A 13,324-nucleotide genomic window follows, 5' to 3' on the forward strand; every position below is an offset into this window, starting at 1 on the left:
GCGGTTGCCGAAGATTGCTAGCGGGTTGCTAGCAAGCGCCGACGGAGTGCGGGGCGGGGCATTTCCGCCTGTTGACCCTGCAACTACCGGGGTGATCCGTGTCACTTGAGCCCGTTCAGGGTTGAGTTTGCTAGCATTTGTTAGCACACTGGAGACATGGTCAAGAACAAGGTCACGAGTGCGGTCGGCTCGCTTGGCGAATACCTCAAGGAGCAGAGGGTCTCTGCCGAGATGTCTCTGCGCCAGCTGGCCGACCAGGCGGGCGTGTCCAACCCCTACCTCAGCCAGATCGAGCGCGGTCTGCGCAAGCCATCGGCTGAGGTCCTCCAGCAGATCGCCAAGGCGCTGCGCATCTCGGCAGAGCAGGTCTACGTGCGTGCCGGGATCCTCAGCCCTGACTCCAACGTCGGAGGCTCTGTGGAGCTCGCGGTGCTCGCCGATCCCAGCCTGACCGAGCGGCAGAAGCACTCGCTGCTCGACGTCTACCACTCGTTCCTTGCTCTCAACAATCGTGTCACCGACGACGCGCCGGCCGTCGAAGAATCCGCCCAAGAGTCCAACCCAGAGGAGAAGCCAGATGCCCACCCTGCCCAAGATTGAGACCACCAAGCCCCTCAACGCCGTCGCCGGCGTCGCCGACCTCGCCTACGAGACCGTCAAGGGTTACGCCACCGACGTCCAGAAGAAGGTCGACGGCTACCGCTCCGACGCGACCACCAAGTTGACCGACGCCCGCAGCAAGGTCACCGAGCGCGCCACCACCTACCGCACCCAGGCGACCGAGAAGGCCACGGCGGCCCGGACCACCGTGACCGGCTTCGACCCGAAGTCCCTCCCGGCCCTGGCCAAGGAGCAGTACACCGTGCTCCCCGAGAAGGTGAAGACCACCGTCAAGGCCAAGCTCGACGAGACCGCCGGCAACGCCACGGGCACCTACGACAAGCTCGCCAACCGCGGTGAGTCCGTCGTCGCCAAGTTCAAGAAGTCCGACGCCACCCCGGCTCCGGCCAAGGCGACCGCGACCAAGACCGCCGACGCCCCGGCCAAGCCCGCCGAGACCAAGTCGACCGAGACCAAGTCGACCCAGGCGAAGTCCACCCCGGCCAAGTCGAGCGAGACCAAGTCCACGCAGGCCAAGTCGACCCAGGCGAAGTCCACCGACGCCCCGGCGAAGAAGGCTCCGGCCAAGAAGTCCACGGCCAAGAGCACCAAGGCCTGATCTGACCCAGGTCTCAGAGAAGGCGGCCCGCTCGAAAGAGCGGGCCGCCTTTTCTTTTGCCGAGAAGTCACCCCTGCAGGTCGAGGGGTCACGTCTGTAGGTCGAGGGGTCGCTCGTGCAGGTCGAGGCGTCGCTCCTGCAGGTCGAGAAGTCACATGTGCAGATCGAGATGTACGCGGTGCCATCTCGACCTGCAGAACTGACCTCTCGACCTGCAGGGCTGACGCTTCGGCCTGCAGGAGCGACGCCTCGACCGTACGAGCGACCTTTCGGTTCGTACGAGTGACTCCTCGCTCTGCAGGTGTGACGTCTCGACCTGCACGAGTGACCTCTCGGCCTGCAGGAGTGACTTCTCGGGCGGCGGGGTGACGTGTCGACCGGGAAGGGTCAGCTGGGGTAGTCGGCGCCGGCGGCTTGCCGGGCTTCCCAGGCGGTGGAGACCATCGAGCGGAGGTCGTGGCGCATCTCCCACTCGAGGTCGCGTCGGGCGAGCTCGCCGGTGGCGACGATGCGGGCGGGGTCGCCGGCGCGGCGGGGCTTGATGACGGGCACGAACTCGATGCCGGTGACCTCGCGGATGGTGTCCATGATCTGCCGCACCGAGGAGCCGTCGCCGGAGCCCAGGTTGTAGACGGCTTCCAGATCGGCGCCCGAGGCGAGCCGCTTGGCGGCGACGACGTGGGAGTGGGCGAGGTCGGCGACGTGCACGTAGTCGCGTACGCAGGTGCCGTCGGGGGTCGGGTAGTCGTCGCCGTTGATCTGCGGCGTCTTCCCGCCTGCCAGCGCGTCGAAGACGAGCGGGAAGAGGTTGTGGGGGCTGGTGTCGTAGAGGTCGTCGCTCCCGGAGCCGACCACGTTGAAGTAGCGCAGGCTGGTGTGCGAGAGGCCCTCGGCGCGCGCCACGTCGGCGATCAGCCACTCGCCGATCAGCTTCGACTCGCCGTACGGGCTCTCCGGCGTGGTCGGCGTGGTCTCGGTGACCAGGTCGACGTCGGGGGTGCCGAAGGTGGCGGCGGAGGAGGAGAAGACGAGCTTGTCGACGCCGCTGGCCACCATAGCCTCGAGGAGGTTGGCGGTGCCGGTGACGTTCTGCGCGTAGGTGTGCAGCGGCCGCTGCACCGAGACGCCTGCGTACTTGAAGCCGGCGAGGTGGATCACGCCCTCGACACCGTGGTCGGTGATCGCCCGCTCGATCGCGGCCTTGTCGAGCAGCGACGCCTCGACGAACGTGACGTTGTCGGGCACGAACTTCGCGAACCCCGAGGACAGGTCGTCGATGACGACCGGCTCCAGGTCTGCGTCGAGCAGCGCCTGCACGACGTGCGATCCGATGTAGCCCGCGCCTCCGGTAACCAACCAACTCATGGCGCAGACGATAGCGGTGAGCGTCGTGCGCGTCGTCCAAGGGCCCGTACATGACGATGCCCTAGGTTCGCAGGATGAAGCTCTTGTGCGGCGACGGTGACCCGACGACCTCCGAGGGCCTGCGTGCCATCTATGCGCCTCCGCGGCTGCCCTGGCTGCGCGTCAACATGGTCAGCTCGGTCGACGGTGCGGCGACGGGCGCCGACGGCCTCTCCGGCACCGTCAACAACAAGGTCGACGTCGATGTCTTCCATGCCCTGCGCGACCTCGCTGATGCTGTGCTGGTCGGCGCCGGCACGGCCATCGCCGAGACCTATCAGGCCGGCGGTACGCCCATCGTCGTCGTCTCCGGCCGCGGCCGCGTCCCCGACGACCTCCGTGGGTCCGAGCCTGGCGCGGTCCGCCTCGCCACCTGCTCTGATTCGCCCGGTCTCACCGCCGCACGAGACGAGCTCGGCGCGGAGAACGTGTACGTCGTCGGCTCCTCCGAGGTCGACCTGGCGGCGCTCCTCGCCCGGCTGCACGACGAGGGCCTTCGCCACCTGCTCTGCGAGGGCGGCCCGACCCTGCTCGCCTCCCTGCTCGACGCGGGCGTGGTCGACGAGCTCACCCACACGATCACGCCCAAGCTGCTCGGCGGCGACGGCCGACGGATCGTCACCGGGCCACCCATCGACGTCCCGGTGACGCTGGCCTCGCTCATCGAGCAGGACGGCACTCTGCTGGGGCGCTGGCTCGTAGGTCGATGACGCGTACGCGCTGTTACCGGTAGCGAAGTCTGCGACCGGGACCTTGCCCACGATGGTCACTCGCGCTGTGCGGAGATCCAGCCGTCGGGGGTGTATCGAGACGGGTTGCCTGCAAAGGGTCCCGACGAACCGAGGTCGCCGCGGCAATCTCGACGACCGCTGAGGTGACCGGGTCGCAGAGATGAGGACGACTGGCAGGCCCAGGATCGTGCCGCGGTGGATGGCCACCCCGAGCGACTGCGTGGCGTGGCCCGGATCTCGTCGGCGACCTTTCGCGCAGCATCTCGGGGCCGATGAAAGTCACGCCTGTGTAGACGGCGGCGTGCACGGTCAGTCCTGGGGCGAGGCTCTCGTCTTGACAGGGCATGCAACGAACTATGTCATAGGTACGTATTTTATCGTACCTCTCGGAAAGAAGGTGACCCATGGACTCGTCGCAGACCTCCCGCGCCACGTTGCCCGTGCTCCTGCTTGCACAGTTCGTCACACCCCTGTCCATCGCCGGCACCGCGATCGCCCTCCCACTCATCTCTCAGGACCTGGGGACGAACGAGACCGGCCTGCAATGGGCCGTCAACGGGTTCAACGTGACCTTCGCCCTCTTCGCCCTCGTGTGGGGCGCGGTCTCGGACCGCATCGGCTACCGCGCAGCCTTCCGTGCTGGTTCAGTCCTCGTCGTCGCAGGTGGCGCACTGAGCGCCGCCGCCCCGTCGCTGCTGATCCTCGACGTCGCCCGCCTCGTGGCCGGCGTCGGCGCGGCATCGATCCTCACCGGGTCCACCGCCCTGATCTCACATCTGTTCGAGGGATCTCGGCGAACCAGAGCCTTCGCCGTCTTCGGTACGGTCAACGGCCTCGGTCTTGCCCTGGGGCCGAGCATGTCGGGCGGGGTCATCGGCCTGGTCGGCTGGCGCGGCGTCTTTGCGGTCCAGGCCGCCTTCGTCCTGATCGCTCTCCTCGGGTCGGTTGCCATCCCCGCGATCCGGACGGCCGCTGCAGAGCCGGGTGGGAAGGCCCCGATCTTGGATGTGGGCCTACTTGCCAATCGTGAGTTCCTGGCCACCTGCCTGGTTCCGGTCGCAGGGTCGGTCGGGTTCGTCACGCTGCTCACCTACCTGCCCAGCGCCCTGTCCGGGGTGCGCGGCATGGACGCGAGCACATCTGGCGCCTTGATGCTCGTCATGACCCTGCCGGTGCTGGTCGCCCCGATGCTGGTCTCCCGGGCCGTCACCACCACCGAGTGGGTCACCATCGGGCGAGTGATCTACGCCAGCCTGGCCTTCCTGGCCGTTGGTGCGGCCGGGATGATGTTGCTCTCGATCGACGGTCCCATCGCCGCCCTCGTGGTGCCGATGCTGCTGATCGGCGCAGGCTTCGGTCTACCGATCGGCCTGGTCGACGGACACGCCCTGTCGGTAGTGCCCGCCCAGCGGGCAGGGACCGCGGCCGGGCTGCTCAACTTCGGGCGGATCGGCAGCGAGGCCCTCTTCGTGGCCGTCTACGCCCTGGCTATCAGTACGCTGATCGGTCGCGACCTGCCCGGGGATGCCGGCGCACGTACCGCCGCCGGCCAGCCCGGCCACCCGGAGGTCTATCTCGACGCGTTCCACGTCGTCGCGCTCGGCCTGGCCGGCCTTGTCGTGCTGATCACCGTCGCCGTGATCGCCTTGCGCGCTGCCGCGCGCCGGGTCGAAAGATCCCGCGCCGACCTTTCCGCACATCCCACTCACGCAACCGCTATGGAAGAGGTCTGACGCATGCACTCCGCCCACACCGTCAAGCAGCTTGGACCCCAGACCCCAGTGCGAACGCCTGGGCACCCGGCGACAGGGCTTTGAGGAGATGAGACTCGACGTCGACGCGTCGGAGATCCCGTGGGAGACGGGCGTGCTGGTGCACCGGCCGACGTCGCTGCCGGTCACCTGGTAGGTGTCTGCTCGGGCCGGCCGGGTGGACCGCGACCGTCAGGCGACGGGCTCGCGGCGCACCTGGCGCGGCCCGAACAGAGCCTCGAGGAGGCCCGGGTACGCCTCCTCGATGTCCAGGCGCCGCAGCTGCGTCATCTGTCCGTTGCCGACATCTCGTTGGTGGATCAGGCCTGCTTGGCGCATCAGCCGGAAGTGATGGGTGCGCGTCGACGGCGCCCACGGAAGTCCGAAGACGCTGCAGAACTGCTCCTGGCCGTCGGGCTGGTGGTAGAGAGCCTCGATCACCGACCGGCGATTCGTCTCGGCGAGGCAGGAGAGCACCTTGCTCAGGTCGAAATCAGCCACCGCGGGATGGTCGTCGGGACGTTCAGGCATGCGCCCATCCTTCACTCGCAGACACCACAGGTACGAGAACAATGATAGGTCAACCAAGTCTGAAATGCTCGTGACGAGCGCTGAACCTTCAGGCCGCCGGGAGAGGGCGGGGCCGATGTCGGTGGCCCGGGGCCAGGCACCGGGGCCGCTGTGGGCCTGGAGAGTTCACGGTCTGTTTCCGATAACGAAATCTTGAGACCGAGAGTTTCTCCCTTGACGGGGTCGGGCCTAACGGCTTGACTCACCGATCGTGCCAGGAACGGCGGTAGCCACCACCAAGCGACCTCGTCAGGCACTCTCGGGCAGACGGATCCGGGAGTGGCTGATCTTCGTGGCGTTCGTGCTTCCCAACATCGCCCTGATCGCGATCTTCGTCTATCGGCCGCTGTTCCAGAACGTCTACTACTCGACGCTCAACTGGACGCTCGGCTCGAAGTTCGCGACGCCGGTCGGGCTGGGCAACTACCGCAACTTCTTCACCTCCGGTGAAGCCGGCAAGGTGCTGACCACCACGGCGATCTTCACCGTCGCCACGGTCGGGCTCACCCTGGTGCTGGGGCTCTGCGTCGCGCTGGCGCTCAACCGCAAGCTTCCGGGCGCCGGGCTCGCGCAGGCCACGGTCTTCGCGCCCTACATCCTCTCCGGCTACGGCGTGGGGCTGGCCTGGCTCTACATCTTCGACCCCAACATCGGTGCGCTCTCGGCGATCCTGCGCGACGTCGGTCTGAACAGCCCGGAGTGGATCAACTCCCCGCCGTGGACGCTGACGATGGTGATCCTCGTCTACGTCTGGAAGAACCTCGGTTACGCCGCTGTCGTCTACCTCGCCGGGCTGCAAGCCGTGCCGGTCGATCTGATGGAGGCCGCCCAGCTCGACGGCGCCGGGCCGGCGAAGCGATTCTTCAAGGTGACCGTGCCGCTGCTCTCGCCGACGACCTTCTTCCTGCTCGTCACCACGATCCTCAACAGCCTGCAGGCCTTCGACCTGCTGATCGCGATGGACAAGCTCGGCCGCGGCGCACGCACGCTGATCTTCGACGCCTACCTGACCGGCTTCAAGGAGCAGAGCCAGGCGGGCTACTCGGCGATGCTCTCCACGGTGCTCTTCGCGATCCTCGTGGTGCTCACTCTCATCCAGCTCGTCGTCGTGGAGAGGCGGGTGCACTACCGATGAGCGCGACGAACGCCCCCTCGCGCAGAGTCCGGCTGACGCCGCTGACCGTACGCGACTACCTGGTGCTCCTGCTCGCGGTGCTGATCGTGGTGCTCCCGCTGGGCTACATGATCCTGGCGTCCTTCAAGGGTGCCGGTGACCTGGCCACCACCGACCTCGTCGTCTTCCCCGACGTCTGGCAGCCGCAGAACTACTCCGAGGCGGCCCAGAAGGTGCCGTTCGGCCGGCTCTTCCTCAACTCCGGGATCGTCACGGTCGTCGGGGCCGGGCTGAAGGTGCTGCTCGCGATCCTGACGGCGTACGGCCTGGTCTTCTGCGAGTTCCCCGGCAAGAAGTTCGTCTTCTGGGGCGTGCTCGCCACGATGATGGTGCCGCCGCAGGTCACCGCGCTGCCCAACTACGTCTTCGTCAGCGGGCTCGGCGGGGAGAACACCTACTGGGGGATCATCCTCCCGGGCCTCGGCACAGGGTTCGGTACGTTCCTGCTGCGCCAGTCGTTCATGCAGCTGCCCTTCGAGGTGCTCGAAGCGGCCCACCTCGACGGGGCAGGCCACTGGCGGCGGCTGTGGCACTGCGTGGTGCCGATGGCGCTGCCGTCGATCGCGACCGTGGCCCTGGTCAACGTCGTCTACGAGTGGAACGACTACCTGTGGCCGCTGATCATCATCACCGAGCCGGAGATGATGACGCTGCCGCGAGGTCTGACGCTGCTGCAGAACAGCGAGTCCGCGGCCAGCTCGTTCGGGGTCCTGATGGCCGGCACCGTGATGGTGCTGCTGCCGATCCTCGCCGTCTTCGCGCTGCTCCAGCGCCACATCGTCAACGGGTTCACCCAAGGCGGCGTCAAAGGCTGAGGCTCTCAGCCGACATCTCTTGGCCAACAGTGGGCACGAAAGGGAAGGAATGCACCAATGAACAACCTCTACATTCCACGCTCGGGGATCTCTCTCGATCGGCGCGGTTTCCTCGGACTCTCGGCTCTCGGACTCTCCGCCGCGGCCCTGTCTGCCTGCGGTGGCGGGCCCTCGACCAGCGGCGGCAAGGCCGCCGGCAAGGTCGAGCAGATCGACTTCAGCGGCGTGAAGCCGGCCAAGGAGATCACCTTCTGGACCTCCAACCCGGGCGACTCGATCAAGGTCAGCACCGAGCTGGTCAACGCCTTCAACGCCTCCCAGACCGACATCAAGGTCAAGCTGGTCACCGCCGGCGCCGACTACGAGGAGATCGCGCAGAAGTTCCAGACCGCGCAGACCGGTGGCGACCTGCCCGACCTGATCAACCTGTCGGACGTGTGGTGGTTCCGCTACAAGATGAACGACCAGATCATCCCGCTCGACTCCCTCTTCGAGACTCTCGAGTTCGAGACCGACGACTTCGTCGACTCGCTGCTGGGCGACTACCTCTACGACGACGCCCACTGGGCGGTTCCGTGGGCACGCTCGACGCCGCTCTTCTACTACAACAAGGATCACTGGAAAAAGGCCGGGCTGCCCGACCACGGGCCGGAGACCTGGGAGGAGTTCGACGAGTGGAAGGCCAAGCTCGCCGCCAAGGGCGGGGCGAAGTTCGCCTTCCAGTTCCCCGCCCTGGCGGGCTACGCCGGCTGGACGCTGCAGAACAACCTGTGGGGCTGGGGCGGCGGCTGGTCGAAGGAGGAGTCCTTCGACATCTCCTGCAACTCCAAGGAGTCGGTCGAGGCGCTCTCTTTCCTCAAGGACTGGGTCTACAAGGACAAGGTGGCCGGTGTGGCCGGGGTCGACCAGATCCAGGACTTCGCCGCAGGCGTCGCCAGCACCACCGTGGGCTCGACCGGTGACCTGATCACCGCGATCACCTCGGCCAAGTTCGACGTCGGCGTCGCGCCGCTGCCCGCCGGGCCGGCCGAGACCGACAAGATCTGCCCGACCGGCGGCTCGGGCGTCGGCATCCCGAAGGACATCAGCCCCGAGCGGCAGCTCGCGGCCGGCACGTTCCTCAAGTTCCTCACCGAGCCGGAGCAGGCCATCAAGTTCTCCGAGGCGACCGGCTACGTGCCGGTCCGCAAGTCGGCAGACCCGGCCGCGATCCTCAAGAAGACCCCGCAGGCCCAGGTCGCGATCGACCAGCTCCCCAACACCCGCTCGCAGGACTACGCCCGCGTCTTCCTGCCCGGTGGTGACCTGGAGATGGCCAACCACATGGCCTCGATCCTCACCGAGAACAAGGACGTCCAGGCCGAGATGGACAGCCTCAAGACCGCGCTCGACAAGATCTACACCGATCAGGTCAAGCCGCTCATCTGATGAGTGCCGAGCGTAGGGCGGCTGCGGGTGCCCTACGCTCGGTGCCGTGAGCGAGGACTTGGTAGTAGAACGACGGCCCGGCGTCGTACACGTGACTTTCAACCGGCCGCAGAAGCACAACGCCTTCACCGCCGAGATGTACGCCGCGCTGCACGCGCTGTGCGACGAGCTCGCGGTCGACGAGTCGGTGAAGGTGCTGGTGCTGACCGGGGCCGGCGGGCGCGCGTTCGCCGCCGGCAACGAGATCTCCGACTTCCTCGCACGAGACGCGGTCGACTACGAGGACTGGATCCGCGCGCTGCTCGAGAAGCTCTACGCGCTGCCGCAGGTCACCATCGCCGCCGTCGACGGGGTCTGCGTCGGTGGCGGGCTCGCGGTGGCCACCCACTGCGATCTGCGGGTCGCGACCCCGCACTCGCGCTTCGGATACCCGATCGCGAAGACCCTCGGCAACGCGCTCGCGGCCTCCATCGTCTACCGCGCCGCGGCCGTCTTCGGTGAGCCGGTCGTGCGCGAGATGCTGCTTGCGGCGCGCCTCGTCGGCGCCGACCGCGCCTACGCCACCGGCGCCCTGACCGCCGTCACCGACTCCCTCTCCGACGAGGTCGACGCCCTCGTCGAGGGCATCCTGCCGCTCTCGCGGGTGACCGTGCGGGCCACGAAGTCCCAGCTCGCCGCCTTCGCCGCCCGAGCCGAGGCTTCGCCGGAGGGCGACGAAGACCTGCTGCGCGAGGTCTACACCGGAGCCGACTTCAAGGAGGGCGTGCGCGCGTTCCTGGCCAAGGAGAAGCCGGCGTTCGGGTAATCCGTTGACGGAGACTCCGGCGCGACCGACGATGGCGTATGCCTTCCGAACCGACCGCGACGTACGCCGAGACCGAGCAGTTCCGTGGTGCCCTGATCCGGCAGAGCGACCTCAGCGGTCTCGAGATCCGCGACTGCTGGTTCGAGGAGCGGGTGAAGGTCGTCGACTGCTACGGCAGCGACATCTATCTCGGCGGTGAGTTCGGCAAGGTCGTGGTCAACGACGTCGACGTGACGGCGTACGTCGAGGCCGAGCTCGATCGCATCGAGCCCAACCGGGTGCTCGCTCGCGAGGCGCGGACCGCGGACGACTTCCGCGCGGCCTGGGCGGCCATCGAGTCGACGTGGGCGGCCACGGTCGAGCAGGCGCGCGGGATGGGGGAGGAGCTGCTCCATGAGCGGGTCGACGACGAGTGGTCGTTTCTCGAGACCTTGCGCCACCTGCTCCACGCCAGCGACAAGTGGCTCGGCGGCCCCGTCCTCGAGGAGGACGACCCCTTCCACCCGTTCGGCAACGTGCCCGGCGGTTGGGACGAGACGACCTCAGGGGGCACTGTCGACATCGACCCGTCGCTCGAGGAGGTCCTCGAGCCGCGCCTGGTCCGGATGGGCACGATGCGCGACTACGTCGCGACGCTCACCGATGCCGACCTCGACCGGCGCTGTGCCAAGCCCGGCGGCGACCAGGGCGCCGACGTCGACGTGCGTCACTGCCTCCAGGTGGTGCTCTTCGAGGAGGCCGAGCACCACCGTTATGCCGTGCGTGACCTGGCGGTGCTCACCGCTGGTTGAGCCGCTCGTCCTCGGCGGGTGCGAGCGAACCGAGCAGCGCCAGCTTCTCCGCGCTCTCCGAGCCCGGCTCGGCGTGGAAGGTGCCGAGGATCAGGCCGCTCCCGTCACTGAGCGTGAACTTCTGGCGGTGCAGCCGCAGTGACCCGACCTGCGGATGGTCGAACAGCATGCTGCCACCGGCGAGGGCCTTGACGTCGTGGCGTGCCCAGAGCTTCCGGAACCGCTCGCTCGCCAAGGAGAGCTCGCCGACCAGCTCGACGAAACGTGGGTCGTCGGTGTCGCTGCCGACCGAGGTGCGGAACGAGGCCACCAGGGAGTCGCAGACCGACTCCCAGTCCGCGTGCAGCGCCTGCACCGCCGGGTCGAGGAAGACCGACCGGATCCGGTTCTCGCCGACGACCATCGAGGGGTCGAGGAGGCGGGCCAGCGGGTTGCTGGCGAGGACGTCGAGATATCTGTCCTCGATGACCGCAGGCACGCCGATGACCTCCAGGAGCTGGGCGAGCGACGGCGGCACCTGTGCCCTCCGCCTGCGACGGGCACGTCGCACGCGAGGAGCCACCAGGCTCAGCAGATAGGTCGTGCCGGCCTCGTCGAGCTGCAGCACCTGGGCGATCGACTCCAGCACCGCAGGCGAGGGGTTGCGGTCGCGACCCTGCTCGAGCCGCAGGTAGTAGTCGGCGCTGACACCGGCGAGCAGAGCGACCTCCTCGCGGCGTAGGCCGGGAACGCGGCGTACGCCCACGGTCGGCAGGCCCACCGTGTCGGGGCGTACGAGCTCTCGTCTGGCTCGGAGATAGGCGCCCAGCCGGTTGTCGTCGCTCACGATCCCAGGATAGGCGCGCGCCCGCCGGGTGCGGGGGCTCCAGACTGGTCCCCGCACTACCAGGATCAGCGGCCCTCTCCCTGGGCCGTCTTCGGCGAGAGATGCTGGAGACATCCGAGGAGAGGAACATCAATGACCGACACCACCACGCACAGCACCTACACGCTCGGCGATCTCACCGTGCGCCGGATGGGGTACGGCGCGATGCAGCTCGCGGGGCCGCACGTGTTCGGGCCTCCGGCCGACCGGGACGCCGCGATCGCGGTGCTCCGGGAGGCGCTCGACCTGGGCATCGACCACATCGACACCAGCGACTTCTACGGGCCGTACGTCACCAACCAGATCATCAAGGAGGCGCTGCACCCCTACCCCGAGAGTCTGCACATCGTCACCAAGGTCGGCGCGCGCCGCGATGCCGAGGGTGCCTGGCTCCCGGCGAGCTCCGCCGACGAGCTGCGCGCCGCTGTGCACTCCAACCTCGACAACCTCGGCCTCGAGACGCTCGACGTCGTCAACCTGCGGGTGATGGACGGCGACGCCGGCGATGTCGCCGAGCGATACGCCGTCCTGGCCGAGCTCCAGCAGCAGGGCCTGATCCGTCACCTCGGGATCAGCGAGGCGAGCGCGGAGCAGCTCGCCGCGGCACAGGAGGTAGCGCCGGTCGTCGGCGTGCAGAACCTCTACAACCTGGCCAACCGGGGCGACGACGACCTGATCGACTCGCTGGCCGCGCAGGGCATCGCCTATGTCCCCTACTTCCCGCTCGGCGGGTTCACGCCGCTCCAGTCCGGGGCTCTCGACGCCGTGGCCGACAGGTTGGGTGCCGGCCGGATGGCGGTGGCGCTGGCCTGGCTGCTCCAGCGTTCACCCAACATCCTGCTCATCCCCGGCACCTCGTCGGTGGAGCATCTGCGGGACAACGTCGCCGGCGCAGCCCTCGAGCTCGGGCCCGACGATCTGGCCGAGCTGGACGCGATCGGTCGCTAGCCCTAGAAGGCCAGTTAACCGGAGGAGGCCAGTGCGGCCGCCTCGATGAGGCTGGGCCCGTACCAGGTGATCAGGCGCCCGCTGACCAGCTCGGTCGGGGTCCGCACGAACGCCTCCGGGCCGTCGTCGGCGGTGAAGACGTACGGCTCGTCGGGGAGCAGCGCGACGTCGGCGCCAGCAGCGTCGACGTCGGCCAGGTCGACGTGCGGGTAGCGGTCGGCATGCGGGTCGTAGACGTTCTCCCAGCCGAGCCGCCGCAGCAGGTCGCCGGTGAACGTACGCGACCCGACCACCATCCACGGGTCGCGCCAGATCGGCACGACGACCCTCCGGGTGACCGGAGGGAGCGGACCGCACCAGAGCCGGCGGGCCTCCGCGAGCCAGGGAGGGCGGCTCCAGCCGAGCCCGTCGAGGAGCCTCTCCATCGAGTCGATCGCGTCGGGGACGGTCTCGATGTCGGTGACCCAGACCCGTACGCCGCGCTCGCGCAGGCGGCGTACGTCGAGCTCTCGGTTCTCCTCCTTGTTGGCCACGACGACGTCCGGTGCCAGCGCCACGATCGCGGCCAGGTCAGGGTTCTTGGTGCCGCGCACACGGGGCACGTCGAGGTCGACCGGATGCGTGCACCACTCGGTCGCGCCGACCAGCCGGTCGGCCGCGACCGAGGCGAGTGCCTCGGTCAGCGACGGGACCAGACAGACCACCCGGGTCGCCGGGTGCGGGCCGTCATAGGCGGTGCCGAGGTCGTCGCGGGGTGAATGCTCACCGAGGTAACTCACTCAACGCTCGCTTCCTTTGCGGAACTCCACGAGGGCAGTGGCTG

At 68.2% G+C, this 13,324-nt stretch carries 15 protein-coding genes; 11 read left to right on the plus strand and 4 right to left on the minus strand.

Features of this window, described 5'->3' with window-relative positions; translation table 11 throughout:
• Nucleotides 1-156 precede the first annotated feature (156 nt).
• Together FB381_RS04190 and FB381_RS04195 are read left to right on the plus strand one after the other, a co-directional pair.
• Nucleotides 157-600 carry a helix-turn-helix domain-containing protein gene (locus FB381_RS04190; RefSeq protein WP_141779120.1) on the plus strand — a complete coding sequence of 148 codons (444 nt, stop codon included), beginning with the start codon at nucleotides 157-159 and terminating at the stop codon, nucleotides 598-600.
• Entirely contained in the window at nucleotides 578-1,219 is a 642-nt protein-coding gene (locus FB381_RS04195) for a hypothetical protein (RefSeq protein WP_141779121.1), read from the plus strand. The genes FB381_RS04190 and FB381_RS04195 overlap by 23 nt, the downstream gene beginning before the upstream one ends.
• A gap of 387 nt (nucleotides 1,220-1,606) precedes the next feature.
• On the opposite strand, the gene galE is transcribed toward FB381_RS04195, so the two are convergent.
• Nucleotides 1,607-2,584 (minus strand): UDP-glucose 4-epimerase GalE, encoded by a 978-nt coding sequence (gene galE / locus FB381_RS04200; RefSeq protein ID WP_141779122.1) that lies wholly within the window; start codon nucleotides 2,582-2,584, stop codon nucleotides 1,607-1,609.
• A 74-nt stretch (nucleotides 2,585-2,658) separates the two neighbouring features.
• Here galE and FB381_RS04205 point away from each other — a divergent pair, with 74 nt between their 5' ends.
• The 3 genes from FB381_RS04205 (at nucleotide 2,659) to FB381_RS23810 (ending at nucleotide 5,262) form a co-directional block, all read left to right on the plus strand.
• Nucleotides 2,659-3,333, plus strand: a complete 675-nt coding sequence (locus FB381_RS04205) for a dihydrofolate reductase family protein (protein WP_141779123.1) — start codon at nucleotides 2,659-2,661, stop codon at nucleotides 3,331-3,333.
• A 425-nt stretch (nucleotides 3,334-3,758) separates the two neighbouring features.
• The gene (locus FB381_RS04210; protein WP_141779124.1) at nucleotides 3,759-5,087 is read left to right on the plus strand and encodes an MFS transporter; all 1,329 of its coding nucleotides are present in this window, start codon (nucleotides 3,759-3,761) and stop codon (nucleotides 5,085-5,087) included.
• 31 nt (nucleotides 5,088-5,118) lie between these two features.
• Nucleotides 5,119-5,262, plus strand: coding sequence for a hypothetical protein (locus FB381_RS23810; RefSeq protein ID WP_170225046.1), 144 nt, complete (start codon nucleotides 5,119-5,121; stop codon nucleotides 5,260-5,262).
• Between the two features lie 35 nt (nucleotides 5,263-5,297).
• On the opposite strand, the gene FB381_RS04215 is transcribed toward FB381_RS23810, so the two are convergent.
• Nucleotides 5,298-5,636: an ArsR/SmtB family transcription factor gene (locus tag FB381_RS04215; RefSeq protein WP_141779125.1), complete on the minus strand. Its 339-nt coding sequence runs from the start codon at nucleotides 5,634-5,636 to the stop codon at nucleotides 5,298-5,300.
• 250 nt (nucleotides 5,637-5,886) lie between these two features.
• Here FB381_RS04215 and FB381_RS04220 point away from each other — a divergent pair, with 250 nt between their 5' ends.
• From FB381_RS04220 to FB381_RS04240, 5 genes are read left to right on the plus strand one after another with little or no spacing between them, the layout of a single operon-like run.
• On the plus strand, nucleotides 5,887-6,810 hold the full coding sequence (locus FB381_RS04220; RefSeq protein WP_211352323.1) for a carbohydrate ABC transporter permease: 924 nt from the start codon (nucleotides 5,887-5,889) through the stop codon (nucleotides 6,808-6,810).
• Nucleotides 6,807-7,664, plus strand: a complete 858-nt coding sequence (locus FB381_RS04225) for a carbohydrate ABC transporter permease (protein ID WP_141779126.1) — start codon at nucleotides 6,807-6,809, stop codon at nucleotides 7,662-7,664. Before FB381_RS04220 ends, FB381_RS04225 begins: the two co-directional genes overlap by 4 nt.
• A gap of 57 nt (nucleotides 7,665-7,721) precedes the next feature.
• The gene (locus FB381_RS04230) at nucleotides 7,722-9,092 is read left to right on the plus strand and encodes an ABC transporter substrate-binding protein (protein ID WP_141779127.1); all 1,371 of its coding nucleotides are present in this window, start codon (nucleotides 7,722-7,724) and stop codon (nucleotides 9,090-9,092) included.
• Between the two features lie 46 nt (nucleotides 9,093-9,138).
• A complete protein-coding gene (locus FB381_RS04235) occupies nucleotides 9,139-9,897 on the plus strand; it encodes an enoyl-CoA hydratase-related protein (protein WP_141779128.1) in 759 nt (252 codons plus the stop codon).
• Nucleotides 9,898-9,935: 38 nt separating this feature from the next.
• The gene (locus FB381_RS04240; RefSeq protein ID WP_141779129.1) at nucleotides 9,936-10,688 is read left to right on the plus strand and encodes a DinB family protein; all 753 of its coding nucleotides are present in this window, start codon (nucleotides 9,936-9,938) and stop codon (nucleotides 10,686-10,688) included.
• Here FB381_RS04240 and FB381_RS04245 read toward each other — a convergent pair.
• Nucleotides 10,675-11,514 (minus strand): helix-turn-helix transcriptional regulator, encoded by an 840-nt coding sequence (locus FB381_RS04245; protein WP_246087954.1) that lies wholly within the window; start codon nucleotides 11,512-11,514, stop codon nucleotides 10,675-10,677. The two genes, FB381_RS04240 and FB381_RS04245, sit on opposite strands and share 14 nt — an antisense overlap.
• 132 nt (nucleotides 11,515-11,646) lie before the next feature.
• Here FB381_RS04245 and FB381_RS04250 point away from each other — a divergent pair, with 132 nt between their 5' ends.
• A complete protein-coding gene (locus FB381_RS04250; RefSeq protein WP_141779131.1) occupies nucleotides 11,647-12,501 on the plus strand; it encodes an oxidoreductase in 855 nt (284 codons plus the stop codon).
• Between the two features lie 14 nt (nucleotides 12,502-12,515).
• On the opposite strand, the gene FB381_RS04255 is transcribed toward FB381_RS04250, so the two are convergent.
• Nucleotides 12,516-13,280, minus strand: coding sequence for a helical backbone metal receptor (locus FB381_RS04255; protein ID WP_425465437.1), 765 nt, complete (start codon nucleotides 13,278-13,280; stop codon nucleotides 12,516-12,518).
• Nucleotides 13,281-13,324: the final 44 nt, after the last annotated feature.

Source organism: Nocardioides albertanoniae (assembly GCF_006716315.1).
GTDB classification, from domain to species: domain Bacteria; phylum Actinomycetota; class Actinomycetes; order Propionibacteriales; family Nocardioidaceae; genus Nocardioides; species Nocardioides albertanoniae.